This window comes from Kurthia huakuii LAM0618, from assembly GCF_000505545.1.
Classification (GTDB): Bacteria; Bacillota; Bacilli; order Bacillales_A; family Planococcaceae; genus Kurthia; species Kurthia huakuii.
In genome coordinates this window covers 615,373-640,428 of sequence record NZ_AYTB01000008.1, presented here as the reverse complement: position 1 = coordinate 640,428, position 25,056 = coordinate 615,373, and the positions used below count along the sequence as shown (strand labels likewise).

The following is a 25,056-nucleotide window of genomic DNA, read 5'->3' as shown; positions in this document are numbered from 1 at the left end:
ATCTTGTAACATTGGCTTGAATAGGGGTGAAATAATTGTTCAAATTTAATGATGAAACAGGTAATTTAAAATGCTCATTCTGTGGCAAACCGCAAGAACAAGTGCGTAAACTTGTGGCAGGCCCTGGCGTTTACATTTGTGATGAATGTATTGATCTTTGCTCTGAAATCGTAGTAGAAGAGCTAGGCACAGAAGAAGTAGTAGAAATCAAAGATGTTCCAAAACCACAAGAGATCCGTACGATTTTGGATGATTATGTCATCGGTCAAGATCGTGCGAAAAAAGCTCTTTCTGTAGCGGTATACAATCACTACAAACGTGTTAATTCAAATAGTAAAATTGATGATGTCGAATTGGCAAAATCAAACATCGTGTTAATCGGCCCAACAGGTAGCGGTAAAACGTTATTAGCACAAACATTGGCTCGCATTATTGATGTGCCATTCGCCATTGCAGATGCCACTTCATTAACAGAAGCTGGTTATGTTGGTGAAGACGTAGAAAATATTTTATTAAAATTAATCCAATCAGCGGATTATGATATTGAACGTGCACAAAAAGGGATTATTTACATCGATGAAATCGATAAAGTCGCACGTAAATCAGAAAACCCATCGATTACACGTGATGTTTCTGGTGAAGGTGTACAACAAGCACTTCTGAAAATCTTAGAAGGTACAACAGCGAGCGTTCCTCCACAAGGCGGTCGTAAGCATCCTCATCAAGAATTTTTACAAATTGATACGACAAATATTTTATTTATCGTTGGTGGCGCATTTGATGGTATCGAACAAATTATTAAACGTCGCTTAGGTTCAAAAGTAATTGGCTTTGGTTCTGAACAGAAAAAAGTCGATGATGATAAATTTATGCAATATTTAATTCCAGAAGACTTATTAAAATTCGGTTTAATTCCAGAATTTATCGGTCGTTTACCGGTATTAGCAAGTCTTGAACAACTTGATGAAGAAGCGCTTGTTCAAATTTTAACAGAGCCGAAAAACTCGCTAACAAAGCAATATGTTAAAATGCTTGAATTAGATGGTGTCGAGCTTGTGTTTGAAAAAGAAGCGTTATTTGAAATCGCAAAAGAAGCGATTGAACGTAAAACAGGTGCGCGTGGTCTTCGTTCAATTATTGAAGATACGATGCTAGATGTTATGTTTGAATTACCGTCTCGTGACGATGTTGTAAAATGTATTATTACGAAAGAAACATTACAAGATAAAGCACGTCCTAAACTTATTTTAGAAGACGGAACTGAAGTGCAAGATGATGAAAAAACATCAGCCTAAACTTTAGTAACTTTTGCTGGCTTCGATTGTCTCAATAAACGGTCGCAGCCAGCTTTTTTTCTGTTTTTAAGACAAAAATGCCGTTTGATTTGCGGGTGAATCGAATGGGCAATGATGGAGGTGGGCCCCGCATGGTAGTTACACAACATATCCCAATGATTCCGCTACGTGGACTCGTTGTATTCCCAAAAATGTCTTTACATATTGATGTAGGTCGCGAACGTTCGATGGCCGCTGTTGAGGAAGCAATGGCGACAGATCAATTCGTGTTTTTAGTGACGCAACAGCAAGCCGCTACTGAAAATCCGGCGCGTGAAGATTTTTACACGATGGGTGTCGTTGCATACGTGAAGCAGCTCGTAAAGTTGCCAAATGATTCAATGCGCCTAATCGTTGAGGCGAAATATCGCGCCTCTGTAACGGAAATGATTGAAGAAAGCAAAGCAACTTTTGTAAACGTTGAGGCATTTGAAGATGATGAAGAAGTGGATGTTTTAGTAGAATCATTTATGCGCCTTATTACGGACCAATTTTCGCGTTATGTGAAAATGAATGGCCGCATGTCGCCAGATTTAATTGATCATGCACAAGAAATCGATGAGCCGGGTCGCCTAGCCGATTATATCGCGACACAATTGCCGCTGAAAATGAAAGCAAAACAAGAAATTTTACGTATTACAGACGTGCGTGAGCGCCTAGAAACATTAATGAATCGCCTTCAGCATGAGCAGGAGATTTTAGTCGTTGAAAAACGCATTAATAGTACAGTGAAGCGCGCGATGGAAAAAACGCAAAAAGAGTTTTATTTACGTGAGCAAATGAAAGCAATTCAAAAAGAACTTGGCGATAAAGATGGCAAACAAAAAGATACCGAAGCGCTACGCGAGAAAATTGCTGATGCTGGGATGCCAGAAGAGACATTAAAAGTAGTTTTAAAGGAGCTTGCACGTTATGAAGCGATTCCTGTACAAGCTGCCGAGAGTAGTGTCATTCGTAATTATTTAGATTGGATGGTAGCGATTCCATGGTCAAAAGCGACGAAAGATCGCCATAATCTAAAAAAAGCCGAACAAATTTTAAATAAAGATCATGAAGGTCTTGAAAAAGTAAAAGAACGTATTTTAGAATTTTTAGCGGTACAGCAATTGAAAGGCTCACTAAAAGGACCGATTTTATGCTTAGTTGGTCCTCCGGGTGTCGGGAAAACATCGCTCGCTCAATCGATTGCGAAGTCGCTTAATCGTGAGTTTGTGCGCATGTCACTTGGTGGCGTACGCGATGAATCGGAAATTCGTGGACATCGCCGCACATATGTTGGCGCGATGCCAGGCCGCATTATTCAAGGAATGAAAAAAGCTGGTACGACAAATCCAGTATTTTTATTGGATGAAATTGATAAGATGGCCAATGATTTCCGCGGCGACCCAGCAGCGGCAATGCTTGAAGTGCTAGACCCAGAGCAAAATGGTACGTTTAGCGACCACTTTATTGAAGAGTCGTACAATTTATCAAATGTGTTATTTGTTGCGACAGCCAATGATTTAGGTGGAATTCCAGGGCCGTTACGTGACCGTATGGAAATCATTCAAATTGCTGGTTATACGGAACATGAAAAATTAGCGATTGCGAAAAATCATTTAGTACCGCGTCAAATTGAGGACCATGGTTTAACAAAATCACAAGTCCAAGTGAAAGAAGATGTGCTAAAAGATTTAATTCGTTATTATACACGTGAAGCCGGTGTACGTGGCTTAAATCGTGTCATTGCAACGCTTTGCCGTAAAGCTGCCGGTACGATTGTGCGCGGTGATAAGAAAAAAGTTATCTTTACAGCGAAAACGTTAGAGGATATACTCGGAAAGCACCGTTTCCATTACGGACAAGCGAACGAAGAAAATCTTGTTGGTGTAGCGACAGGTCTAGCCTATACGACAGCTGGTGGCGATACACTTCAAATTGAAGTGTCCATCTCACCAGGGGCGGGCAAAATCCAACTCACAGGGAAGCTTGGCGATGTCATGAAAGAGTCGGCACAAACAGCGCTGTCGTATGTACGTTCTCAGCAAGAGAAGTATGATATTGCCGATGATTTCTTCGCGAAACATGATGTGCATATTCACGTGCCAGAAGGTGCTGTACCAAAAGATGGTCCATCAGCTGGTGTGACGATGGTGACGGCATTAACGTCAGCGATTACGAATACGCCAATTCGTAAGGAAGTCGGCATGACCGGTGAAGTGACACTTCGCGGTCGCGTGCTACCAATTGGTGGCTTAAAGGAAAAATCGTTAAGTGCACATCGCGCGGGTTTGACGACGATTATTATTCCAAAACAAAACGAACGCGATTTAGACGATATTCCACAAAGCGTGCGTGATGAACTCACTTTCCACGCCGTATCAAATGTGGAAGAAGTACTAGAAATCGCTCTAGATGGAGGCAACAACTAAATGAAAGTCCATAATGTAGATATGATAATGAGTGCGGTTCGACCTGAGCAGTACCCAGAGGAAGGCTACCCAGAGTTTGCGCTAGCAGGGCGTTCAAATGTCGGGAAATCTTCATTTATTAACCGCATGATTGGTCGTAAAGCATTAGCGCGTATTTCAGCAAAGCCTGGTAAAACGCAAACGCTAAACTTCTACAAAATCGAAGAACAACTCTTTTTCGTCGATGTACCAGGGTATGGTTACGCGAAAGTATCAAAACGTGAGCGCGAAGCATGGGGGAAAATGATTGAGACGTATTTAACAGCGCGTCGCCAATTAAAAGCCGTTGTGCAAATTATCGACTTACGTCATGAACCAACAGATGATGACTGCATGATGTATGATTTCCTAAAGCATTATGAAATCCCAACGATTATCATTGCGACAAAAGCAGATAAAGTGAAAAAAGGGAAATGGGATCATAACAAAAAAGTTATTAAAAACGTACTAGATATGGACCCACGCGATCCGATTATTTTATTCTCGTCTGAAACGGGTAAGGGCTATGACCAAGCTTGGGCAGAAATTGAGAAATATTTAGTAACGGATGCAGACGAAGATATCGATTTAGATACGACAAATATGAAAAAATAATTCCACAGCAGGCTGGCGTGTTTATCGCGTACAGCCTGCTTTTTAAATTGCGTCTGGACATGACCAATAACGGCAAATTTGTGACGGCTTCACGTCGCTCCCTTTATTTCAAGATAATAAGGTTGAAATTTTATGGGAAAGCGCGTATATTCTTAATTAGAATAATTATAATTAAACAATGAAACAACGCACATAGGACATAAAAAAAGAAACAGTTTCTAAACATGGACTATGCTATAATAAAGAAGTTAATTTGAACGTGAGAGGTGTATTTATTCATGCATACCCTAGTAGTAGGCTTGAACTATAAAACAGCTCCCGTCGAAATCCGTGAGAAATTTTCGTTTGCTGATGGTACGTTAGCGGATGCGATGAGAGCATTACAAGGACAAAAAAGCATTTTAGAAAATGTAATCGTATCGACATGCAACCGCACAGAAATTTATGCAGTCGTCGACCAAGTACATACAGGTCGCCATTTTGTGAAGCAATTTTTAGCTACGTGGTTTCGTATGCCGGTAGAAAGCTTTGAACCACATTTATATATTCGCGAAGATGATGCATCGCTTCAACATTTATTTAAAGTAACAGCAGGTATTGATTCGATGGTACTTGGCGAAACGCAAATTTTAGGTCAAGTAAAAGGCAGCTTTTTAGAAGCACAACAAATCGGTACAACAGGGACGATTTTTAATCATGTCTTTAAACAAGGTGTGACGTTTGCGAAAAAAGCGCATGACGAAACGAGCATCGGTGAAAATGCCGTATCGGTGTCATATGCAGCAGTAGAGCTTGCGAAAAAAATCTTTGGCTCATTAAAGAAAAAACATATCGCTATTTTAGGTGCCGGTAAAATGGGTGAGCTTGCGATGGAAAACCTTTATGGCAGTGGGGTTGGCAAAGTGACGGTCATTAACCGTACATTCGTAAAAGCTGAATCACTTGCAGCGAAGTTCCATGGTGAAGCAAAATCAATGCATGAATTACAATGCACGCTGCTTGAAGCGGATATTTTAATTACATCAACTGGTGCGACGGATTATGTAATCGATCGCGAATTGATGGAATTTGTTGATGGTATGCGCAAAGGAAAACCATTATTTATGGTCGACATTGCCGTGCCACGCGATATTGACCCAGCAGTAGGCGATTTAGAAAATGTTTTCTTATATGATATCGATGATTTACACGGTATTGTCGAAGCAAACTTAGCAGAGCGCGAACGTGCCGCTATGCAAATTACAACGATGATTGATGGCGAGCTAACAACGATTAATGAGTGGATTGGGCAACTTGGCGTTGTTCCTGTCATTTCTGCGTTGCGTGGTAAAGCTGCGAGCATTCAACAAGAAACGATGAAAAGTATTGAAAATAAAATGCCTGACTTAACAGAGCGCGAACGTAAAGTGCTAAGCAAGCATACAAAATCAATCGTCAATCAATTGTTGAAAGAACCGATTCTTCAAGCAAAAGAACTTGCAGGAGAAGCGAATGCAAAAGAGCAATTGGCGTTATTTGAGCGTATTTTTGGTATTGAAGAGGCTGTTGAGCTAGAAAAAGAAAAGCATCAATTAGCGGAAAAACAACGCCGCGCAAAAGCTGCTATTGAACATACAAATGTGCTATTTAATTAAATCTTTTTGCGAGCGTTTTCGTATCTATATGTTAAACTTGTAGATATGAAGGCGCTTTTTTGTGCAATTTGGTTGAGTAACAGAAGGAGATCTTTATGACGGATATGACGATGACAAGGCTACAGGAAGTAATGGTCATCATCTACGCCATTAGCCTTGTCTTTTATTTCATAGATTATTGGAAAAAGAACAGGCGGTTGTACCGTTATGCCTTTTGGGGTGTATCGCTTGTATGGGTATTGCAATCCATTTTTTTAGCGCTGTATATTTTTGAAACACATCGTTTCCCAGTGTTGTCGTTATTTGAAGGCATTTATTTTTATGCTTGGTTGCTTGTCGCCATTTCAATTGCGATGCACTGTATTTTTAAATTAGATTTACCCGTTATTTTAATTAATGTTGTTGGCTTTTGCTTTGTTGTCGTGCATACGTTTGCTCCGAATGAGCTTGCTCCTTCGCCGGTAAGCGAAGCACTCGTATCAGAGCTTTTAGTCATTCACATTGTATTTGCGATTATGTCGTACGGTGCGTTTACCATTGGTTTTGTATTTGCGATGTTATACCTCGTACTACATAACGTTTTAAAAAGTAAAAAATGGCCAAAGCAATTTTCGCGCCTCCCATCACTTGCGCAAGCAGAAAGCGGCATGAGTTATTCGCTTTATTGTGGCGTATCACTTCTTGGAGTGAGCTTGATTTTAGGCGTGGTGTGGGCATATATTGCGCTGCCGGACTTTACGTTCTGGGATATTAAAATTTTCGGGTCCTTTATTTCATTATTCGTGTACTCGATTATTATTTATAAAAAACAAAAAGGAAAGCTATATGCGACAAAATATGCGTGGGCGAATGTGTATGCGTTTTTATTCATACTCATTAACTTTTTCATTGGCAGTCGCTTTTCAGCATTCCATTTCTTGTATTAAAGAGAGGTTGAATTATTGTGCGTAAAATTATCGTAGGTTCAAGAAGAAGTAAATTAGCGTTAACTCAAACAAATTGGTTTATTGAGCAATTAAAACAAGTGGGTGTACCATTTGACTTTGAAGTGAAAGAAATCGTCACAAAAGGGGACCGCATTTTAGATGTACAATTATCTAAAGTGGGCGGTAAAGGCTTATTCGTAAAAGAAATCGAGCAAGCATTGTACGATAAAGAAATCGACTTTGCCGTACACAGCATGAAAGATATGCCGGCTGTATTACCAGAAGGTTTAGTTATCGGTTGTATTCCAAAGCGTGAAGACCCACGCGATGCGTTTATTTCAGTAGGGCATGTGAAGTTTGCGGACCTACCACAAGGAGCAACTGTTGGGACGTCTAGTTTACGCCGCAGTGCACAACTTTTAAAAGCACGACCAGATTTAAACATTAAATGGATTCGTGGCAATGTAGATACGCGCCTACAAAAACTTGAGACGGAAGATTATGATGCGATTATTTTAGCGGCAGCAGGGCTGAAACGTCTTGGATGGTCAGATGATGTCGTGACGGAATATTTAGATACAGAGCTTTGTATGCCAGCAGTCGCACAAGGTTCATTAGGGATTGAATGTCGTGGCGATGATGCAGAACTACTCGCAGAGCTTGCTAAATTAACGGATCAAGCAACATGGGAAACAGCACATGCAGAGCGCGCTTTCCTTGCGGCGATGGATGGTGGCTGCCAAGTGCCAATCGCCGGGTATGCGACATATGACAACGATGAAATTCATTTCACAGGTCTTGTAGCAGCGCCGGATGCCTCTGAATTTTACGAAGAATCAGCCACGTCTAAAAATGCAGCAGAAGCGGGAGTAGCAGTTGCAAAAATGTTAACAGCGCAAGGTGCTTATGCGTTAATTGAACGCGTAAAGGCTGAGCAACATGAACAACAGTAATCCTCTTGCAGGCGACACACTTGTACTAACGGGTACAACTGTGACGCAAGCGGTCGCTGAGTATATTGAACAACTCGGCGGTCGAGCGGTGCATCTACCACTTATTGAGGTAGTCGAGCGCACAACGGAGGATAACGAAAAATTTATTGCAGCAATGGATGCGGATTGGCTTATTTTTACGAGTCAGTCTGCGGTCCATTTTTTTAAACAAAAGCTGATTCGCTACGGTTATACGGCACAGCACTTTCATGCGAAAGTTGCCGTTGTCGGCTCCAAAACAGCCGCCGCATTGCAACAACTTGGCTTTACGATTGATTTTACGCCGAGCGTTTTTAGCGCCGATGTTTTTATCCAAGAGTTTCAGCCGGAAATTGTGGAGAAATGTGTGTTTTTTCGTGGTAATTTAGCGAAATCTACTATACCAGATGGTCTCAACTTTCATGTAGAGTGCTATACTGTGTATGACACAATCCAAACGGCTGCGCATATGCCAGCACTCAATGAATTGTTAACGGAACGAGTCACGATTATTTTTGCTAGCCCGTCTGCCGTCGATGTTTTTGAAGCACATAAAGCATCAAAACCTTATCATGTCGCAGCAATTGGACATATTACAAAAACGGCACTCGAAAATGCGGGAGAAATGAATATTATCATGCCTCATACGTATACGATGCGCGCCGTAATTGATGAACTCGTCAAACAGAAAGGAACGAATTAAACATGACACAATTAACATTCAAACGCCACCGCCGCTTACGTCAAACGGCTGTACTGCGCAAAATGGTTCAAGAAACACATTTACACAAGGAAGATTTCATTTACCCAATCTTTGTTCAAGATGGTCACAACATTAAAAATGAAGTAGCTTCAATGCCGGGTGTATTCCAGTTTTCAATTGACCGCTTAGGTGAAGAAATGGATGAAGTTGTTGCATTAGGCATCCCTGCTGTTATTTTATTCGGCCTACCCGCTGAAAAAGATGAAATGGGCTCACAAGCTTATCACGATCATGGCATCGTTCAAGAAGCGACGCGTTTTATTAAAAAGAATTATCCAAATGTGTTAGTTGTAGCGGACACGTGTCTTTGTGAATTTACATCGCATGGCCACTGCGGCGTTGTGTCGACAGATGAAAAAATCTTAAATGACCCGTCGCTTGATTTATTAGCAAAAACAGCGGTATCACAAGCGGAAGCCGGTGCCGACATTATTGCACCATCAAATATGATGGACGGCTTTGTCGCAGCGATTCGTGAAGGCTTAGATGCTGCGGGCTTTGAAGATGTGCCAATCATGTCGTACGCTGTAAAATATGCGTCGGCGTACTACGGTCCGTTCCGCGATGCTGCAGACGGCGCACCACAATTTGGTGACCGTAAAACATATCAAATGGACCCCGCAAACCGTATGGAAGCAATGCGCGAAGCAACATCAGATATTGAAGAAGGTGCTGATTTCTTAATCGTCAAACCAGCATTAGCCTATTTAGATATCGTTCGCGATGTGCGCAACAATTATGATGTGCCGGTTGTCGCATACAACGTATCAGGCGAATATGCGATGGTGAAAGCTGCCGCATTAAATGGTTGGATTGATGAAAAACAAGTAGTACTTGAAACATTATTAGGAATGAAGCGCGCCGGTGCCGATTTAATTATTACGTATCATGCAAAAGATGCGATTCGTTTTATGGAGGGTAAATAAATATGACTCGTTCGTTCGATAAATCAAAAGCTATTTATGAAGAAGCCGTTAACTTAATGCCAGGTGGCGTCAACTCACCTGTCCGTGCTTTTAAAGCCGTAAACCAAGCGCCGATTGTTATGGACCATGGTAAAGGAGCTATCATCACAGACGTTGATGGCAATGACTACATTGACTATGTGTTATCATGGGGTCCACTTATTTTAGGTCACGCTGAACCAAATGTTATTCAAGCAATTCAAGACGTTGCAGCGCAAGGTACAAGCTTCGGTGCATCAACTGCTGTTGAAAATGACTTAGCAAAAGAAGTCATCAAACGTGTGCCATCTGTTGACATGGTGCGTATGGTGAACTCTGGGACAGAAGCAACATTATCAGCGATTCGCTTAGCACGTGGTTTCACAGGTCGTGATAAAATCGTCAAATTTGAAGGTTCATACCATGGTCATAGTGATTCATTATTAATTAAAGCGGGTTCAGGCGTGGCAACGCTTGGTTTACCAGATAGTCCTGGCGTGCCAATGGGCATTGCGCAAAACACGTTAACAGTGCCATACAACGATTTAGAATCAGTGAAATTAGTATTTGAACATTACGGTGAAGAGATCGCTGCTGTTATCGTAGAACCTGTAGCAGGGAATATGGGGTGTGTACCACCGCTACCAGGTTTCTTAGAAGGCTTACGTGATATGACAACAAAAGCCGGTTCATTATTAATTTTTGATGAAGTAATGACAGGTTTCCGCGTTGGCTTTAACTCAGCACAAGGCTATTACGGCGTGACACCTGACCTGACGTGTTTAGGTAAAGTAATTGGCGGAGGTCTACCGGTCGGTGCATTCGGTGGTCGCCTCGATATTATGGAACAAATCGCGCCAGCGGGTCCGGTTTATCAAGCAGGTACATTATCAGGTAACCCATTAGCGATGACAGCCGGTTTAGAAACAATTAACCGTTTAACACCTGAATCATATGTTTACTTTGAACAATTAGGTGACCGTTTAGAGCAAGGTTTCCGTGAAGCGGCCGAAACGTATAACATTCCGCACACGGTTAACCGCGCGGGTTCAATGATTGGTTACTTCTTAACGAATGAACAAGTAATTAACTTTGAGACAGCGAAAACAGCCGATTTAGCGTTATTCGCTGAATATTATGGCTTAATGGCACAAGAAGGTATTTTCCTTCCACCTTCACAATTTGAAGGTGTCTTTATGTCAACAGCGCATACGGAAGCACATATCGATCAAACGGTTGCGGCATTCCAAAAAGTATTTAAACAATTACGCCGTTAATAAAAAAAGGGGACGCTGCACATGATATGCGGCGTCCTCTTTTTTTATTAAAATGAATCACGTAATTCGATAATCGTGCCTTCTGGTGCGACCACTTTTGCAAGATGACTTCCTTCGACATCATACAATACTTGGCCATTTTTTTTCGCAAATGGCACGCCAAGTACTTGTAGACGTGACACTTCTTTTTCAAGATCTTCAATATATAAGCAGAAGTGAACAGGTCCTGCAGAGTGCTTTGAAAAGTCGCGTAGCAATTCACCTTGTTTTGCTGTTTGTAGCTCGATGTAGAAATGGTCCATTTTCAACCAGCTGTTGTAATCGCGCAAATGAAAACCTTGCGTTTCTTTGGCAAGCGTGAAGCCGAGCGTCTCATAGAAATGTTTCGATGCGGAATAGTCATTTGTCTGAATACAAATATGATGAATGAATCGTTTCATGCTTATCACCTCTTATTTCCAACATAACAGAAATACTTGAAAAAGGGAAATAAATTCGTTACAATGAGTTGAAGCTAAATACAATGCGATGAAGGGGAGGAGTAGAGCACTCCTACTTGTTAGAGAGGGAACGGTTGGTGAAAGTTCCTCAAGTAGATGCTTGAATGTAGCCCTAGAGCAGTTTTTGTGAACTCATAGTAGCAAAAACCGGTACCGAGCCGTTATGTCGAATGAAGCTGCTAGCAAATTGCTAGAAGTAAGGTGGTACCGCGAAGATCTCTCGTCCTTATGTGAAGGAATGAAGAGGCTTTTTTTTATGCATAAAATTAGGAGGCGTACTTATGACAGAACAACAAAACATTTCAATGCCAACGAAATACGATCCACAAGCAATCGAAGACGGTCGTTATGAATGGTGGTTACAAAAAGATTGCTTTAAAGCACATCCAGAAAGCGGCAAAGAACCGTATTCAATCGTCATTCCACCGCCAAACGTAACAGGTAAATTACACTTAGGTCACGCATGGGATACAACATTGCAAGATATTTTAATCCGTATGAAACGCATGCAAGGCTACGATGCGCTATGGTTACCAGGTATGGACCATGCAGGTATTGCCACACAAGCAAAAGTAGAAGCGAAATTACGTGAACAAGGCATCTCACGCTACGATCTTGGCCGTGAAAAATTCTTAGAAAAAACATGGGAATGGAAAGAAGAATACGCGTCTACAATCCGCGCGCAGTGGTCTAAATTAGGTTTAGCGCTAGATTATTCTCGCGAACGTTTCACATTAGATGACGGTTTATCAGATGCGGTGAAAGAAGTATTCGTAAAACTTTACGAAAAAGGCTTAATCTACCGCGGCGAACGCATCATCAACTGGGACCCAGCAGCTCAAACAGCATTGTCGGATATCGAAGTAATTTACAAAGATGTTCAAGGTGCATTTTACCATATGGAATATCAAATTAAAGATAGCGATGAAAAAGTTGAAATCGCGACAACTCGTCCAGAAACAATGCTTGGTGACTCAGGTATCGCCGTAAATCCAAACGACGAACGTTATGCACACTTAGTCGGTAAAACAGCCATTTTACCAATCGTAGGTCGCGAATTACCAATCGTAGCAGATGACTATGTAGACATGGAATTTGGTACAGGTGTTGTAAAAATGACACCAGCGCATGACCCGAATGACTTTGAAGTTGGTGAACGCCACAACTTAGAGCGCATTATGGTCATGAACGGTGACGGTACAATGAACGATAAAGCGGGCAAATATGCGGGTATGGATCGTTTTGAATGCCGCAAAGAAATCGTGAAAGATTTACAAGCACAAGGTGTATTAATCAAAATCGTTGACCACTTACACTCAGTAGGTCACTCTGAACGTTCTGGTGCAGTCGTTGAACCGTATCTTTCTAAACAATGGTTCGTAAAAATGGAACCACTGGCGAAAGAAGCATTAGCGCTACAACAAAAAGAAAATGAAAAAGTAAACTTCGTACCACAACGTTTCGAAAACACGTACACACGTTGGATGGAAAACGTTCATGACTGGTGTATTTCTCGTCAATTATGGTGGGGTCACCAAATCCCAGCTTGGTATCATAATGAAACAGGCGAATTATATGTAGGCAAAGAAGCACCTGCAGACGAAGAAAATTGGACACGCGACAACGACGTATTAGATACGTGGTTCTCATCTGCTTTATGGCCGTTCTCTACAATGGGCTGGCCGGATGCGGAAGCAGAAGATTTCAAACGCTACTTCCCAACAGGTGCGCTTGTTACAGGTTATGACATTATCTTCTTCTGGGTTTCTCGTATGATTTTCCAATCGCTTGAATTCACAGGTGAACGTCCATTTGAAGACGTATTAATCCACGGTTTAGTACGTGACGGAGAAGGCCGAAAAATGTCGAAATCGCTTGGTAACGGTGTGGACCCAATGGATGTTATCGCTGAATACGGTGCCGATTCATTACGTTTCTTCTTAGCAACAGGTTCATCTCCAGGCCAAGATTTACGTTACACAACTGAAAAAGTAGAAGCCGTATGGAACTTCTCAAATAAAATTTGGAATGCCTCTCGTTTCGCATTAATGAACATGGATGGCATGACCTATGACGAAATCGATTTAACAGGCGAAAAATCAGTAGCCGACAAATGGATTTTAACACGCTTAAATGACACGATTGAAAAAGTAACGGAGCTTGCTGATAAATACGAATTTGGTGAAGTAGGTCGTTATTTAAACAACTTCATCTGGGATGATTTCTGTTCATGGTACATCGAAATGGCGAAACTACCATTATACGGTGAAGATGAAGCAGCGAAGAAAACAACACGTTCGGTATTAGCATACGTATTAGACAACACAATGCGTCTATTACACCCATTAATGCCATTTATTACAGAAGAAATTTGGCAACACTTACCACACGAAGGCGACACAATCGTTAACGCTGCATGGCCAACAGTGCGCGAAGATCTTCATTTCGAAGAAGAAGCGAAAAACATGCAATTATTAATGGATATTATTCATGCGGTGCGTAACATTCGTGCAGAAGTAAATACGCCAATGAGCAAACAAGTACCAATGTTCATCTCTGCGAAAACAGATGCGGAACTTGCCGTACTTGAAGCGAATAAATCATATATCGAAAAATTCTGTAACCCAGAAACATTAACAGTTGGTTTAAATGTTGAACCAGAAGGCAAAACGATGTCGGCTGTTGTTTCAGGTGCAGAACTATTCTTACCATTAAAAGGTTTAATTAACGTTGAAGATGAAGTAGCACGTCTTGAAAAAGAATTAGACAAATGGACAAAAGAAGTAAAACGTGTTCAAGGCAAATTGAACAACGAAAAATTCGTCGCAAGTGCACCAGAAGCAGTTGTTGCGAAAGAACGCGAAAAAGAAGCCGATTACTTGGAAAAACAAGCAACGGTTCAAAAACGTATTGCTGAATTAAAAGAAATGTAACATAAAAAAGCGGGCACCCCTTACAAGGTGTCCGCTTTTTTTAGCAGATGTTGCCATAACAGTTCGGTTAAGTCTTCATCAAATAGCTCATAATACGAGCGTGCGCCAACGGGGTCTTCCATTTCATTAAAGAGTAGGTGGTCGCGTGTAACATGTAAAAAATCAATGCCGATATAATCGCTCTTAATGGCCTTTTGAATGCGCTCTACGTAATCGCGCTGTTCGGCGTTTAAGTCGAATTTTTCAATCGAGCCACCGAGCGTGTAATTCGAACGGAAATCACCTGGGGCACCGGTACGTTTTACCGCGCCAATAATTGTCTCGCCAATCATCCAAACGCGCACATCACTCGCTTTTGTATCGATATAAGGCTCAATCAAATAGTTGTCGAGCTTTGCTTTTGCTTGCTCAAATTCTTCGCGTGTATCGCATTTGAATACTTCGCTCCCACCATGGCCAGATGTTGATTTAACGATGAGTGGGAAATGCTCGTCCGCTAGATGTTGTTCTAAAATACGTGGTACGGTTGGCACGCCTTGTAAAATAGCGAGTTGCATCGCACGTAATTTATCATTAGCAATAAAGTTGACCTCGCTACGATTAATGACGCGGCGCCCTAATTGTTCTAATTGTTTGGCGATAGCAGCATTGCGCGTGCGATTCCAAATAAATAGCGCATCGCTCGTTTCATTGATGATGTCGTGTTGTTCTTCAATGAGTAACGTTAGCTGGACGTTATGTTGCAATCCCGCTTGCCGTAGTTGTTTAATAAACGCCTGATTTGTTGCCGCATCGGCTTCACTATAGAGAAGATACGCCTGCTTCATGGCTGGCCTCCAATTCGTGTAAAATGTATTCAACGAAGCGGTCACCAACATTGATGCCCGTAACGTTGTAAATGTTGCGAATATGGCTTGCTGCATTGACCTCGCAAACAATTGGTTCTTCATTAGGACCAAATAATAAGTCAACGCCAGCAAATGCGGCACCAACTGCTTTTGCTGCGCGCAATGCGACAGCTTTTTGTGCTTCTGTTAAAATAACAGCTTCTGCTGTGCCACCATTTGTAACATTTGCGCGGAAGTCTGTTTCAGAGTGACGGTACATTGCCGCCACGACGTCATCGCCAATCGTATTGACACGCACGTCACGCCCTTTACTAGAAGCGATAAATTCTTGGAACACGAAATCAACGCCACGTAGCGCTTCTACTTTTTCGAAAAACTGTTCGGCCGTGTCGATTAAATACACTTTCATACCAAATGAGCCATGCCCTTCTTTAATAATCATTGGCAAGCCAAGTGCTTCAAGGACGCCTTCAAAGTAGCCACTCTGTTTTATCGTAAATTTCGGGTACACTTTCGGTGCGACAATCGTTTTTGGCATTGGGATATTCGCTTGTGCGAGTTGAATATATTGCTTGGCCTTATTATCACATGTTTCAATAACATCAGGGTCATTAAATATCGGAATGCCTTGATTTTTTAAGTACGTTGCTAATAAAATATCTTTATCTAAGAAGATAACAAAGTCTGGTTTGACATCGAGTGGTGCATGTAATGTCATCGGGATTTCATAGTTTTTATAAATGATTGGTTCGACATTGTGGTGTGTGCAAGCCTCTGCCATTAAGCGAGCTTGGTCTACGAATTTATCAGCCACAAGACTACCGTTGTAAATAATCCAACAAGTTTTTTTCACGATTAAAGCCTCCAACGAGAAATGGTATATAATAAGTGTAGCATGAAAAAATTGAATTGAATAGCAAGGGGGAGAGCGTATGATAGTAGGTTTTGATAGCTATAAACAACGTTTTAATGTAGACAGTAGCGATGAGATTAAGCCGGGATTAGAAGCGATTGAACAAGCAATGGAGCTGCTCGGTCATCCAGAGTTGAGTGTGCCGGTTGTCCATGTTGCCGGGACAAATGGCAAAGGCTCGACAATTGCGATGCTTGAAGCGATTTGTCGTGCGCATGATTTAAAAACATTGACGTTTACATCACCATGTATTGAAGACGTTCATGATCAAATTAGTATTAATAATGGACCACTCGCACCATTTCAAATGGATGCTATTTTCAGCGAATTAAAAGAAGCGGGGATTAGCGGCTTATTGACAGATTTTGAATTACTGACAGCGGCTGCCTTTATGGCGTGTAGATTGTACAAGCCGGACATTGCGATTGTTGAAGCGGGTATGGGCGGACGTTTTGATAGCACGAATGTCGTTCGACCAATCGTATCGATTATTCCGAGTATTGCGCTAGAGCATACGAATTTTTTAGGGGATACATTGGAAAAAATCGCGTATCATAAGGCCGGCATTTTGAAGCCAAATGCTGTTGCGGTCATTGGCGAGGTACCACATGAAGCATTTGATGTGGTACAGGAAGAGGCGATTAAGCACGAGGTGACGATGCGCGTGGATGGCGTCGATTTTGAAGCGCTGATTGGTGATACGTATGTGCAAGGACTATTAGAAATTAATAATTTGACGCGCAATTTAAAAGGCGCACATCAGCGACATAATATGGCGCTAGCGATTACAGCATTTATCGAAGTGGCACAAAAATTATCAAAAACAATTCATGACGATGCTGTGCGACAAGCCATCGCAACCGCTGCTGTGGCAGGGCGCTTTGAGCAATTGGCGAAAAATGTGTTCTTAGATGGCGCACATAATCCTGCGAGTGCGGCCTCACTTCGTAAAACAATTGCAGAACTTTACCCCGATACGCCAATTCATATTGTGATGGGCATTTTACGCGATAAAGATGTTGATGGTGTATTGCGAGAGCTTGAACAAGTGTGCGACGATTTTACGTTTGTAGAAGTTGAGCGTGAACAACATCGCCTTATGCCAGCTGAAAAATTATTGGCGCATAGTCAAGCGGCGCATAAACATATATCCGGTAATGCGTTAGAAGCGGTGTTAGAAAAACGAAAAGAGCCAGGCATTGTGATTATGACGGGTTCGCTTTATTTATTAGCGCAATGGCGTCATACACTACAAGAAGTATTTCGTGCTCAATAAATAAAAAAAGCCGTAAGCACATCATATAGTGTTTACGGCTTTTTTTATTATTTTTTTACTGTAATATTGCTCGTTTCGACAAGTTGAATCGGTGTATCAAATTGTTCAACTGCTAACGGAATTGGAACAGGGTCAGTTGGTTTCGCAAATAGCAGTGTTGACTCTTCAATGTAAACATTTTTTGCGATAATCGCACCATGGAATACGGTATTATTTTTCAATGAAACCGTTGCTTTTGGTGCTAAAATTAATTGTTTCGTAGTATTTTCGCCGCCATTAAATGTTAAGCGTTGCGCACCGGTAATAATATTGCCTTCAAAGCCACCGCTTGCTGGTAATGTTACATGTGCTGCACGAACATAAAATAAACCCGGCGCTTTAAACTGCTCATCGAACGTTAACGCTTCTTTACCGTCTAAATACGTTTCAATAGAAGCTTTATCTTCAGCGACGATTTCACCATTTGTGGCACCAAAGTTTTTCACATACAGTTTGAAAGAACCAGCGCCTTTAATTGTTAATGTAGCACCATTTTGCAGTGTAACGCGCTCTGCACGGATAACTTGGTCGCTATCGCCAATATCAATGACAGCATTAATGCCATCGACTGTTAATTCACGTATATGCACTTCAGATTCACTAAAGCTAAATGGTTTCGCTGTCGTAAACATTTCCTGTGTTGTGCTATTCATGGATAGCACGCCATCTTTATAATAATACTTTTTTAGTAACTCCAATTCGGCATCTGTTTTCTTCACTTTGCGTACAGTGCCATCTTCTTCGGTTACTTCTTTATATTGATCTGCTTCAGGAATTGGTAAATATAAGTTTTCAGTAGGAATGGGTAGCGCAGCAAACGCTTGTAAATCTTTTTTCGGGAACGATGGTAAATATGTTTTAAAGCTTTGTGCATTACGCATTTTCAGTGGTGAAGCATCGGTATTGCCGTCGTTATAACATTCATTATAATAACCACTGCTGTTTTGTAAGTATTGGCAACTAGCGCTGTCAACAGTAATATTGCTCGTTTTCGCCGTTGCTAAGTTTCCAACAACTTTGGAACCTTGTTGTACGACAATTTGATTTGTTGCATGGACAGCATATTGATAGTTGTAAATATCATTTGTTTTTGTCACCGGTACTTTTAATGACAACGTGTAATCTTGTGAGACCGTTGCTGACGTGTCAGCAATGGTCCCTGTCGCCGTTAAAGTGTAGTGTTGACCATCCACATGCGTTAAAACTGTTTCGGATGTTGGTTGTTCGCCACGTACTAATTCATAGTCGCTCGCCGTCACTTCTTTTCCAAGGCGATTTTTTAACAATGCTTCTGCACGTGCATAAAACATGTTATCGACTTCAAACCCTTTTTTATCTGTAGCAGATAATTGGTCGTAACGCGCCATCGTGTCATCATAAGCTTGTTTAACGAGCTGCGTTAATTCTGCGCGCGTTGTTGCAAGACCGGCTTCAGCGATGTTGCGCGACGCCGTATCTAATGCTTCCATTTTTTTCGCCTGTTCTTTCGCATTGGATTGCTCAATAAATAAAAAGGCGATGGCACAAATAATAATAGCGGTCGCTACTACGAGCAAAGCGAGAGAACTTTTTTTCATCTTCTTCATGGTTCCTAATCACCTCTCGACGCGTATTAATAACCGTTTTTCCACGAAATAACGGTTTCAATTGTTGTTTTTTCGGTTAATTTTGTTGGATTTAATGTTGTACTTTGACCGTCATAGACCGTTAAAATAGCATGCGATAATCCAGTGTAATTACTTGGCTTTAGCGTGACAGCATACGTGCGGTCTTTAGATGCTTCAAGGCGCACCATTGTAATCGCATCCTCTGCATAATTGAGTACGCGTTCGTAACCGAGTTCCTCAAGTGCTTTTTGTCGGTCCGACGAACGGTACTGCGTGGCATTTTTATTCATAGTTGTCAGTTCACGATCTGCATCTGCGGTCGCATCTGCATAGCTAGCTACTTCTTCATCGTGTGCCGCAATCGTTTGATTATGATGGACGACAACGAATGTAAAGACTAGTGCCAGTATGATAGCAGCCAAGAATTTTATCATTTTTCCTTCCATTTATGTACCCTTCTTTCTATTTGAGAAAGTAGTCTGACGTTAACGCTTTAATGATAAGCGTTTTTAAGACGTTAAACAACTCATTTTGCTGAAGAAAACGACTCCAACTTATTATAATAAGGGATTTATACAAAATTTGGAATAAAAAATTCATTTTTTTGTTGTGAGATGGCTCAGAAAGCAGTATTATCAAAGTTGGCAATCTATCTAGTGGGAATGAGAAGAACATTCGGAAAACATTTGAAAAACGAACGTGTTATTTGTATCATTAACGATGTAGTTAACAGATCTGTAACGCGTTAAGAAGAACATTGAAAAGGAAGGGATTCATCATGGCTCAAGAAGAAGCACAGCAACGAGCTGAGAAGCCGAAAAAGAAAAATCCGGTACTCGGTTTGAGCATTTTTGTTGTAGTAGTAATCGCATTATTCTTTGGTATCAATTATTTCTTAGTACATAATGATATTCAAGATGCTGAAAAACAAAGTCAAAACCTTTCAGCACAAATCGATCATACAACAGACACAATTGAAAAAAAGCAGCGCATACCTGAAGTTGTTTTACATGAAGCAGTAGCATTTGCGAAAGAAGAAAAAATTTCATTAACACCTGTTTTTGCAGCGTTATTAAAAGATGGAGGTAGCAGTGCAGCACTTACTGGTATCACATATGATGACAGTGGCATGCAAGTGAAAATGAACTTCTCTACGTTACAAGATGCTACAAAATATCAAAAAACATTAGCACAAAACACCGATATCTTTACAGCAGTTGATATGGAAAAAGTTGCTGCTTATACGCCGGTAGCAGAAGATGATTTAGCATCAAAACCAGAAATCTCTTCAACTGCACGCTATCAAGCTGTATTTAATGTAACGCTTAATAAAGATAAGCTACAACAAGCACAACAAGCGAAGGAGGGGGCTAAATAATGGATAACGAAAAGGCATCAAAACAACCCCTACTGTACGCGCTAATCGTTATTGTAGCGGTTGCTATCGCATTTTCATTGTATTATTACATGTTGAAACCACAAATGGAAAAACGTGACGCCCTTGAAGACAAGGTAGCTGTTCAAAAAACAGAATTACAAACGGTAAAAACACAATTAACGGATATCGAAGAATTAATTAAATCCGTAGAAGACTCAAAAAATAAACCAAACAATCAACAAGTGGCAACGAATCAACAAATTCCGAGCGGGGCTGCTATGGATACATTAGTAGATGATTTACAAGCAGCAGAATCTGCTAGTTCAACACAAATTACAAACTTTAACTTCAATGCATATGATGCACAAAGTAAAGTAGCAAAACAAGCACAAGCTACAACGGCGTTAACAGAAGCAGAAGAAAAATCCGCATATGCAGTAGAAGCGACGCCGGTTTCAGCTATTCCTGAAAGTACATTACCGAAATATACGAAGATGATTACGATGCAATTAGCAGTTAGTGGTTATTCTGAAGCAGATGTACGTAATTTCATCGATCAACTTGAAAATGCTACGCGCATTTATACGGTTGAAAAAGTAAAATTTGAAGCACCTGATACAGAAGATGCTACAACAGAAGACATCGTGGCAGCGAAAATTCAAGTAACAACATTTTATTATGAAGTGCCTGTTGATGAAACTGCAACACCAGCAACAGATGCACCAAAAGAAGAAGCTGACACAGCAAAATAAAAATATGTGTGAAAGAGGCAAGGCTATCAAGCTTGCCTCTTTTTGTATGCATTTTTAAGAAATGAGTCTATCTGGGAGCTATTCGTCATAAATCGATACTTTTTCACGTGAATTTATACGCAATACTTTTTTTCGCGCTAAGGCGTCTTTTCGTATGATAGCGAAAAGGAGGCGTTACGATGTTGTATTTAATTAATCCTCAACCATTTAGTGAAACGGTGTTGCGTGCGTTAGCTTATCCATTTGAGCCTATATATGGACCGTGTATTCGTTTCTCAGACGTGTCATTTGACGATGCATATACGCGTGCTGTCCATCAACTTGTGCAACTTGCACCAAAACGTTGCGACAATGAAGTAGCCATCTCAATTATTTCTGCTGTCGAGCACACGTTAAATCAGCATAAAATTACCGTTGCATTAGCGATTTGGCGTGCTGAAATATTTAAAACAGTGGAATTAGTTTTTTATACGCAACACCATTCAAAAAATATTACAAAATATATTCGTTATCGGAAACCTTTTTCATATAATTTTGGTTATAATATATTAGGAGAATCAACGTCATTTATAATTGATGGAGTGCAAGATATAAATGAAGTGCTAAAGCATACTCAGCGATATTTAAAAGCGCTACTTGATGTGGGGGTGGCATGATGCTTATTCGTGATGCGCATGCAGTCGACCAACCGCGAGAACGTTTGCGTCAAAATGGGGCGCAACAACTCACAAATCAAGAGTTGTTAGCAATTGTTTTCCGAACAGGCATTAAAAATATTTCAGTGACACAACTTGCGGCGAATGTATTGGCGCATTTTGAACAGCTTCATGACATAAAAGATGCTACAATTGAAGAATTGATCGAAATTAATGGCATTGGTGAAGTGAAAGCAATCGAACTATTAGCTGCAACTGAGCTTGGAAGGCGTGTTTATGCAAAACAATTACACAATCGTTGGACGATACGCACACCGGATGATGCAGCAACGTTGTTAATGTCTGATATGACTATTTTAAAACAAGAACATTTTGTGGTGTTGTACTTAAATGTTAAAAATCAGGTCATTCATAAACAAACGATTTTTATTGGCAGTTTAAACGCAAGTATCGTTCATCCACGAGAAATTTTTCGTGAAGCAGTGAAGCGTTCTGCGGCATCCATTATTTGCGCGCATAACCATCCGTCAGGAAACCCAACCCCTAGCTCCGAAGATATAGACGTCACGAAGAGAATTCAACATGCCGGAGAAATAGTAGGAATTGAGCTTTTAGACCATGTGATTATAGGCGATCATCAATTTATCAGCTTAAAAGAGAAAGGTTTTATGTAAAGACTGTAATTTTTCAGCATTTTTCGTTATAATGAAACGTATGATTTTAAGATAGCTAGTTAAAAGTAACAGCTTTAGAGAAAGGAAGAACAAAAAGTGTTTGGATTAGGTGGAAAAGATGTCGGTATTGACCTCGGCACAGCGAATACATTGGTATTTATTAAAGGAAAAGGGATCGTTTTACGCGAGCCATCGGTAGTAGCAAAGAACACACAAACAGGTGAAATCGTAGCAGTTGGTAATGATGCTAAAAATATGATTGGTCGTACACCAGGATCAATCGTAGCAATTCGTCCAATGAAAGACGGCGTTATTGCAGACTTCGAAATTACAACAACGATGATCAGCTATTATTTAAAAGAAGCGATGAAAGCTTCAGGCAGCAACTTCAAAAAACCAAACGTCATGATTTGTGTACCTTATGGCATTACATCAGTTGAACAACGTGCCGTAATTGACGCAGCACGCCAAGCAGGTGCAAAAGATGCCTTCACAATCGAAGAACCGTTCGCAGCATCAATCGGCGCAAATTTACCAGTTTGGGAACCTACTGGCTCAATGGTCGTTGATATCGGTGGTGGTACAACGGAAGTAGCGGTTATTTCATTAGGTGGTATTGTAACAAGTGAATCAGTACGCGTAGCAGGTGATGCGATGGATCATGCAATCATTGCATACATCCGTAAGCAATATAACTTAACAATCGGTGAACGTACTTCTGAAGCCATCAAAATGGAAATTGGTTCTGCTTCTGCAGAAGGTATGCCAGAACAAAAAATGGATATCCGTGGTCGCGACCTAGTGACAGGACTTCCAAAGACAATCGAAATTTCTTCAATTGAAATCGTTGATGCATTACGCGAATCAATTTTAGCTATCATCGATGGTGTGAAGAAAACGTTAGAGCAAACTCCACCAGAATTATCTGCTGACGTTATGGAACGCGGTATCGTCTTAACAGGCGGTGGCGCACTTCTGAAAAACTTAGATAAAGTCATTAGTGGCGAAACAAACATGCCGGTATTTATCGCAGAAAATCCTTTAGATTGCGTAGCAACAGGTACAGGTATGGCATTAGAGCACATTGACTTAATGAAACGTCACCAAACGAAATAAGGAGGTTTAAGTAATGCCACAATTTTTAAACAGAAAAAAAGTTATTTTTCTAATAATTGGTGTAATCTTACTCGTGGCATTAATCGGCTTATCCTTACGCGATCGACAAAACGCATCATTACCTGAAAAAATCGTAAAAGACACCGTTGGCTTTGCGCAATCAATCGTTGCAAAGCCAACGAACTATGTTACTGGATTTATTGAAGATATTGATGCGATGATTAACACTTATGAAGAAAATAAACGTTTAAAATCGCGCTTGGAAGAATTCGGTACATTACAAGCGGAGGTTAATGAATTGACTGTTGAAAACAAGCGCTTGCAAAAGCTTGTTGGCAAGCAAGATAGCCTGCGCAAATATGATCCAATTCAAGCAAATGTTATTGCTCGTAATCCGGACCAATGGGAAGAAAAATTGATTTTAAACCAAGGCTCTAATGATGGTGTTAAATTAAATATGGCTGTAATTACGGCGCAAGGTTTAATTGGTAAAGTTGTCCAAACGACACCACAAACATCTGAAGTTGAGTTATTATCTACAAGCAATACAAATTATCGTGTTTCAGCAACGATTGCAAACAAGAAAAAAGAAACAAATGGTTTAATTGAAGGCTATGATCGTAAACGTGGCGAATTAATTTTAAAACGTGTGGATTCAGAGCTTTCAGTGAAAAAAGGCGACAAAGTGACAACGTCTGGCCTTGGTGGTATTTTCCCGAAAGGCATTTTAATTGGGGAAGTAACAAAAGTGTCGACCGACGACTTTGGCTTAACAAAACTAGCCTATGTTAAACCAGCAGCAGATTTCTCAATGATTGATCATGTTATCATTGCTAAACGCGGTACCATTGCCGTGGATGGTGTGGATGGTAACAATACAAACAAAGCGGAAGATGCAACAAAAGATAGTACAACAGGAGCTGGCAACTAATGGTACGTTATCTTATTCCTGTTGTTGTTATCGTGCTTTTTTTTGCTGAAACTGAGTTCTCTCTATTTTCACCAATTGAGTGGCATGGTCATTTAATTTATTTAGTGCCACGATTTCTAATTTTGTTTTTAATTTTTATGGCTATTTATTATGATCGTAAGAAAGCGATGATTTACGGTCTGATTTTTGGGCTTATTAATGATATTTTCTATATTGATATCATAGGTCTTTATACGTTTTTATATCCATTTATTTGTTTTATCGCTGGTTCTACAGTAAAATATATACATCAACATTTAGTCGTGACAACAACGCTGTCATTGGCGCTCATTGCGGTTTTAGAAGTAGCGCTGTATCAATTCTTCGTATTGATTAGCTTTACAGATATATCGTTTGCGCAATTTTTAAATACACGCCTCATTCCAACAATGATTGCAAATGTCATTTTCATTGTCCTGTTAGGTGGCGGCTTTAAATATTTACTAGAGTATCGTTCTTATCAACGAGCGAATCGTTCCATTTTATAATTTAAAAATAAGA

General features: G+C 40.6%; 23 protein-coding genes and 1 other annotated feature. Of the genes, 18 read left to right on the top strand and 5 right to left on the bottom strand.

Annotation, left to right across the window (positions count from 1 at the left end):
• Positions 1-35 precede the first annotated feature (35 nt).
• From clpX to hemL, 9 genes are all read left to right on the top strand, one after another.
• Positions 36-1,295: an ATP-dependent protease ATP-binding subunit ClpX gene (gene clpX / locus V514_RS0107575; RefSeq protein ID WP_029499361.1), complete on the top strand. Its 1,260-nt coding sequence runs from the start codon at positions 36-38 to the stop codon at positions 1,293-1,295.
• Between the two features lie 131 nt (positions 1,296-1,426).
• Positions 1,427-3,745: an endopeptidase La gene (gene lon, locus V514_RS0107570; RefSeq protein WP_029499359.1), complete on the top strand. Its 2,319-nt coding sequence runs from the start codon at positions 1,427-1,429 to the stop codon at positions 3,743-3,745.
• Positions 3,746-4,378 (top strand): ribosome biogenesis GTP-binding protein YihA/YsxC, encoded by a 633-nt coding sequence (yihA, locus tag V514_RS0107565; protein WP_029499358.1) that lies wholly within the window; start codon positions 3,746-3,748, stop codon positions 4,376-4,378. It abuts the gene before it with no gap.
• A gap of 278 nt (positions 4,379-4,656) precedes the next feature.
• Positions 4,657-6,012: a glutamyl-tRNA reductase gene (gene hemA, locus V514_RS0107560; protein WP_029499357.1), complete on the top strand. Its 1,356-nt coding sequence runs from the start codon at positions 4,657-4,659 to the stop codon at positions 6,010-6,012.
• 95 nt (positions 6,013-6,107) lie between these two features.
• On the top strand, positions 6,108-6,938 hold the full coding sequence (locus V514_RS0107555; RefSeq protein WP_029499356.1) for a cytochrome C assembly family protein: 831 nt from the start codon (positions 6,108-6,110) through the stop codon (positions 6,936-6,938).
• A 17-nt stretch (positions 6,939-6,955) separates the two neighbouring features.
• The gene (gene hemC, locus V514_RS0107550) at positions 6,956-7,891 is read left to right on the top strand and encodes a hydroxymethylbilane synthase (RefSeq protein ID WP_029499355.1); all 936 of its coding nucleotides are present in this window, start codon (positions 6,956-6,958) and stop codon (positions 7,889-7,891) included.
• Complete coding sequence (locus V514_RS0107545) at positions 7,878-8,612, top strand: uroporphyrinogen-III synthase (RefSeq protein WP_029499354.1); 735 nt, start codon at positions 7,878-7,880, stop codon at positions 8,610-8,612. Before hemC ends, V514_RS0107545 begins: the two co-directional genes overlap by 14 nt.
• A 2-nt stretch (positions 8,613-8,614) precedes the next feature.
• Positions 8,615-9,598, top strand: a complete 984-nt coding sequence (gene hemB / locus V514_RS0107540; RefSeq protein WP_029499353.1) for a porphobilinogen synthase — start codon at positions 8,615-8,617, stop codon at positions 9,596-9,598.
• A 2-nt stretch (positions 9,599-9,600) separates the two neighbouring features.
• Positions 9,601-10,893, top strand: coding sequence for a glutamate-1-semialdehyde 2,1-aminomutase (gene hemL, locus V514_RS0107535; RefSeq protein ID WP_029499352.1), 1,293 nt, complete (start codon positions 9,601-9,603; stop codon positions 10,891-10,893).
• Positions 10,894-10,940: 47 nt separating this feature from the next.
• Here the strand turns inward: hemL and V514_RS0107530 are convergent, their stop codons facing one another.
• Entirely contained in the window at positions 10,941-11,333 is a 393-nt protein-coding gene (locus V514_RS0107530) for a VOC family protein (RefSeq protein ID WP_029499351.1), read from the bottom strand.
• Between the two features lie 79 nt (positions 11,334-11,412).
• Positions 11,413-11,624, top strand: a binding site (T-box leader).
• A 50-nt stretch (positions 11,625-11,674) separates the two neighbouring features.
• Here V514_RS0107530 and V514_RS0107525 point away from each other — a divergent pair.
• Positions 11,675-14,326 (top strand): valine--tRNA ligase, encoded by a 2,652-nt coding sequence (locus V514_RS0107525; RefSeq protein ID WP_029499350.1) that lies wholly within the window; start codon positions 11,675-11,677, stop codon positions 14,324-14,326.
• Between the two features lie 20 nt (positions 14,327-14,346).
• On the opposite strand, the gene V514_RS0107520 is transcribed toward V514_RS0107525, so the two are convergent.
• Both V514_RS0107520 and V514_RS0107515 read right to left on the bottom strand, forming a co-directional pair.
• On the bottom strand, positions 14,347-15,153 hold the full coding sequence (locus tag V514_RS0107520) for an ATP-grasp domain-containing protein (RefSeq protein WP_029499348.1): 807 nt from the start codon (positions 15,151-15,153) through the stop codon (positions 14,347-14,349).
• Complete coding sequence (locus V514_RS0107515) at positions 15,128-16,027, bottom strand: ATP-grasp domain-containing protein (protein ID WP_029499347.1); 900 nt, start codon at positions 16,025-16,027, stop codon at positions 15,128-15,130. Before V514_RS0107515 ends, V514_RS0107520 begins: the two co-directional genes overlap by 26 nt.
• Positions 16,028-16,106: 79 nt before the next feature.
• Between V514_RS0107515 and V514_RS0107510 the strand changes: the two genes are divergently transcribed.
• Positions 16,107-17,363 (top strand): bifunctional folylpolyglutamate synthase/dihydrofolate synthase, encoded by a 1,257-nt coding sequence (locus V514_RS0107510; protein WP_029499346.1) that lies wholly within the window; start codon positions 16,107-16,109, stop codon positions 17,361-17,363.
• Positions 17,364-17,410: 47 nt separating this feature from the next.
• On the opposite strand, the gene V514_RS0107505 is transcribed toward V514_RS0107510, so the two are convergent.
• Both V514_RS0107505 and V514_RS0107500 read right to left on the bottom strand, forming a co-directional pair.
• Positions 17,411-18,979 (bottom strand): hypothetical protein, encoded by a 1,569-nt coding sequence (locus V514_RS0107505; protein ID WP_235073181.1) that lies wholly within the window; start codon positions 18,977-18,979, stop codon positions 17,411-17,413.
• A gap of 35 nt (positions 18,980-19,014) precedes the next feature.
• Positions 19,015-19,455: a DUF2059 domain-containing protein gene (locus V514_RS0107500; RefSeq protein WP_029499344.1), complete on the bottom strand. Its 441-nt coding sequence runs from the start codon at positions 19,453-19,455 to the stop codon at positions 19,015-19,017.
• A gap of 332 nt (positions 19,456-19,787) precedes the next feature.
• Between V514_RS0107500 and V514_RS0107495 the strand changes: the two genes are divergently transcribed.
• From V514_RS0107495 to mreD, 7 genes are all read left to right on the top strand, one after another.
• A complete protein-coding gene (locus tag V514_RS0107495) occupies positions 19,788-20,387 on the top strand; it encodes a hypothetical protein (protein WP_029499343.1) in 600 nt (199 codons plus the stop codon).
• The gene (locus V514_RS0107490) at positions 20,387-21,139 is read left to right on the top strand and encodes a hypothetical protein (protein ID WP_029499342.1); all 753 of its coding nucleotides are present in this window, start codon (positions 20,387-20,389) and stop codon (positions 21,137-21,139) included. The genes V514_RS0107495 and V514_RS0107490 overlap by 1 nt, the downstream gene beginning before the upstream one ends.
• A 179-nt stretch (positions 21,140-21,318) precedes the next feature.
• On the top strand, positions 21,319-21,795 hold the full coding sequence (locus V514_RS0107485; protein ID WP_029499341.1) for a hypothetical protein: 477 nt from the start codon (positions 21,319-21,321) through the stop codon (positions 21,793-21,795).
• Positions 21,795-22,469, top strand: coding sequence for a RadC family protein (radC, locus tag V514_RS0107480; protein WP_029499340.1), 675 nt, complete (start codon positions 21,795-21,797; stop codon positions 22,467-22,469). Before V514_RS0107485 ends, radC begins: the two co-directional genes overlap by 1 nt.
• Positions 22,470-22,565: 96 nt before the next feature.
• Positions 22,566-23,585, top strand: a complete 1,020-nt coding sequence (locus tag V514_RS0107475; RefSeq protein WP_029499339.1) for a rod shape-determining protein — start codon at positions 22,566-22,568, stop codon at positions 23,583-23,585.
• 13 nt (positions 23,586-23,598) lie between these two features.
• Complete coding sequence (gene mreC / locus V514_RS0107470) at positions 23,599-24,516, top strand: rod shape-determining protein MreC (protein WP_029499338.1); 918 nt, start codon at positions 23,599-23,601, stop codon at positions 24,514-24,516.
• Positions 24,516-25,043 (top strand): rod shape-determining protein MreD, encoded by a 528-nt coding sequence (gene mreD / locus V514_RS0107465; protein WP_029499336.1) that lies wholly within the window; start codon positions 24,516-24,518, stop codon positions 25,041-25,043. The genes mreC and mreD overlap by 1 nt, the downstream gene beginning before the upstream one ends.
• Positions 25,044-25,056 lie beyond the last annotated feature (13 nt).

Coding starts and splice junctions, on each gene's coding strand:
- lon (WP_029499359.1), top strand. CDS start 1,427: ATGGTAGTTACACAACATATCCCAATGATTCCGCTACGTGGACTCGTT.
- yihA (WP_029499358.1), top strand. CDS start 3,746: ATGAAAGTCCATAATGTAGATATGATAATGAGTGCGGTTCGACCTGAG.
- hemA (WP_029499357.1), top strand. CDS start 4,657: ATGCATACCCTAGTAGTAGGCTTGAACTATAAAACAGCTCCCGTCGAA.
- V514_RS0107555 (WP_029499356.1), top strand. CDS start 6,108: ATGACGGATATGACGATGACAAGGCTACAGGAAGTAATGGTCATCATC.
- V514_RS0107545 (WP_029499354.1), top strand. CDS start 7,878: ATGAACAACAGTAATCCTCTTGCAGGCGACACACTTGTACTAACGGGT.
- hemB (WP_029499353.1), top strand. CDS start 8,615: ATGACACAATTAACATTCAAACGCCACCGCCGCTTACGTCAAACGGCT.
- hemL (WP_029499352.1), top strand. CDS start 9,601: ATGACTCGTTCGTTCGATAAATCAAAAGCTATTTATGAAGAAGCCGTT.
- V514_RS0107530 (WP_029499351.1), bottom strand. CDS start 11,333: ATGAAACGATTCATTCATCATATTTGTATTCAGACAAATGACTATTCC.
- V514_RS0107525 (WP_029499350.1), top strand. CDS start 11,675: ATGACAGAACAACAAAACATTTCAATGCCAACGAAATACGATCCACAA.
- V514_RS0107520 (WP_029499348.1), bottom strand. CDS start 15,153: ATGAAGCAGGCGTATCTTCTCTATAGTGAAGCCGATGCGGCAACAAAT.
- V514_RS0107510 (WP_029499346.1), top strand. CDS start 16,107: ATGATAGTAGGTTTTGATAGCTATAAACAACGTTTTAATGTAGACAGT.
- V514_RS0107505 (WP_235073181.1), bottom strand. CDS start 18,979: ATGAAAAAAAGTTCTCTCGCTTTGCTCGTAGTAGCGACCGCTATTATT.
- V514_RS0107500 (WP_029499344.1), bottom strand. CDS start 19,455: ATGGAAGGAAAAATGATAAAATTCTTGGCTGCTATCATACTGGCACTA.
- V514_RS0107495 (WP_029499343.1), top strand. CDS start 19,788: ATGGCTCAAGAAGAAGCACAGCAACGAGCTGAGAAGCCGAAAAAGAAA.
- V514_RS0107490 (WP_029499342.1), top strand. CDS start 20,387: ATGGATAACGAAAAGGCATCAAAACAACCCCTACTGTACGCGCTAATC.
- V514_RS0107485 (WP_029499341.1), top strand. CDS start 21,319: ATGTTGTATTTAATTAATCCTCAACCATTTAGTGAAACGGTGTTGCGT.
- radC (WP_029499340.1), top strand. CDS start 21,795: ATGCTTATTCGTGATGCGCATGCAGTCGACCAACCGCGAGAACGTTTG.
- mreC (WP_029499338.1), top strand. CDS start 23,599: ATGCCACAATTTTTAAACAGAAAAAAAGTTATTTTTCTAATAATTGGT.
- mreD (WP_029499336.1), top strand. CDS start 24,516: ATGGTACGTTATCTTATTCCTGTTGTTGTTATCGTGCTTTTTTTTGCT.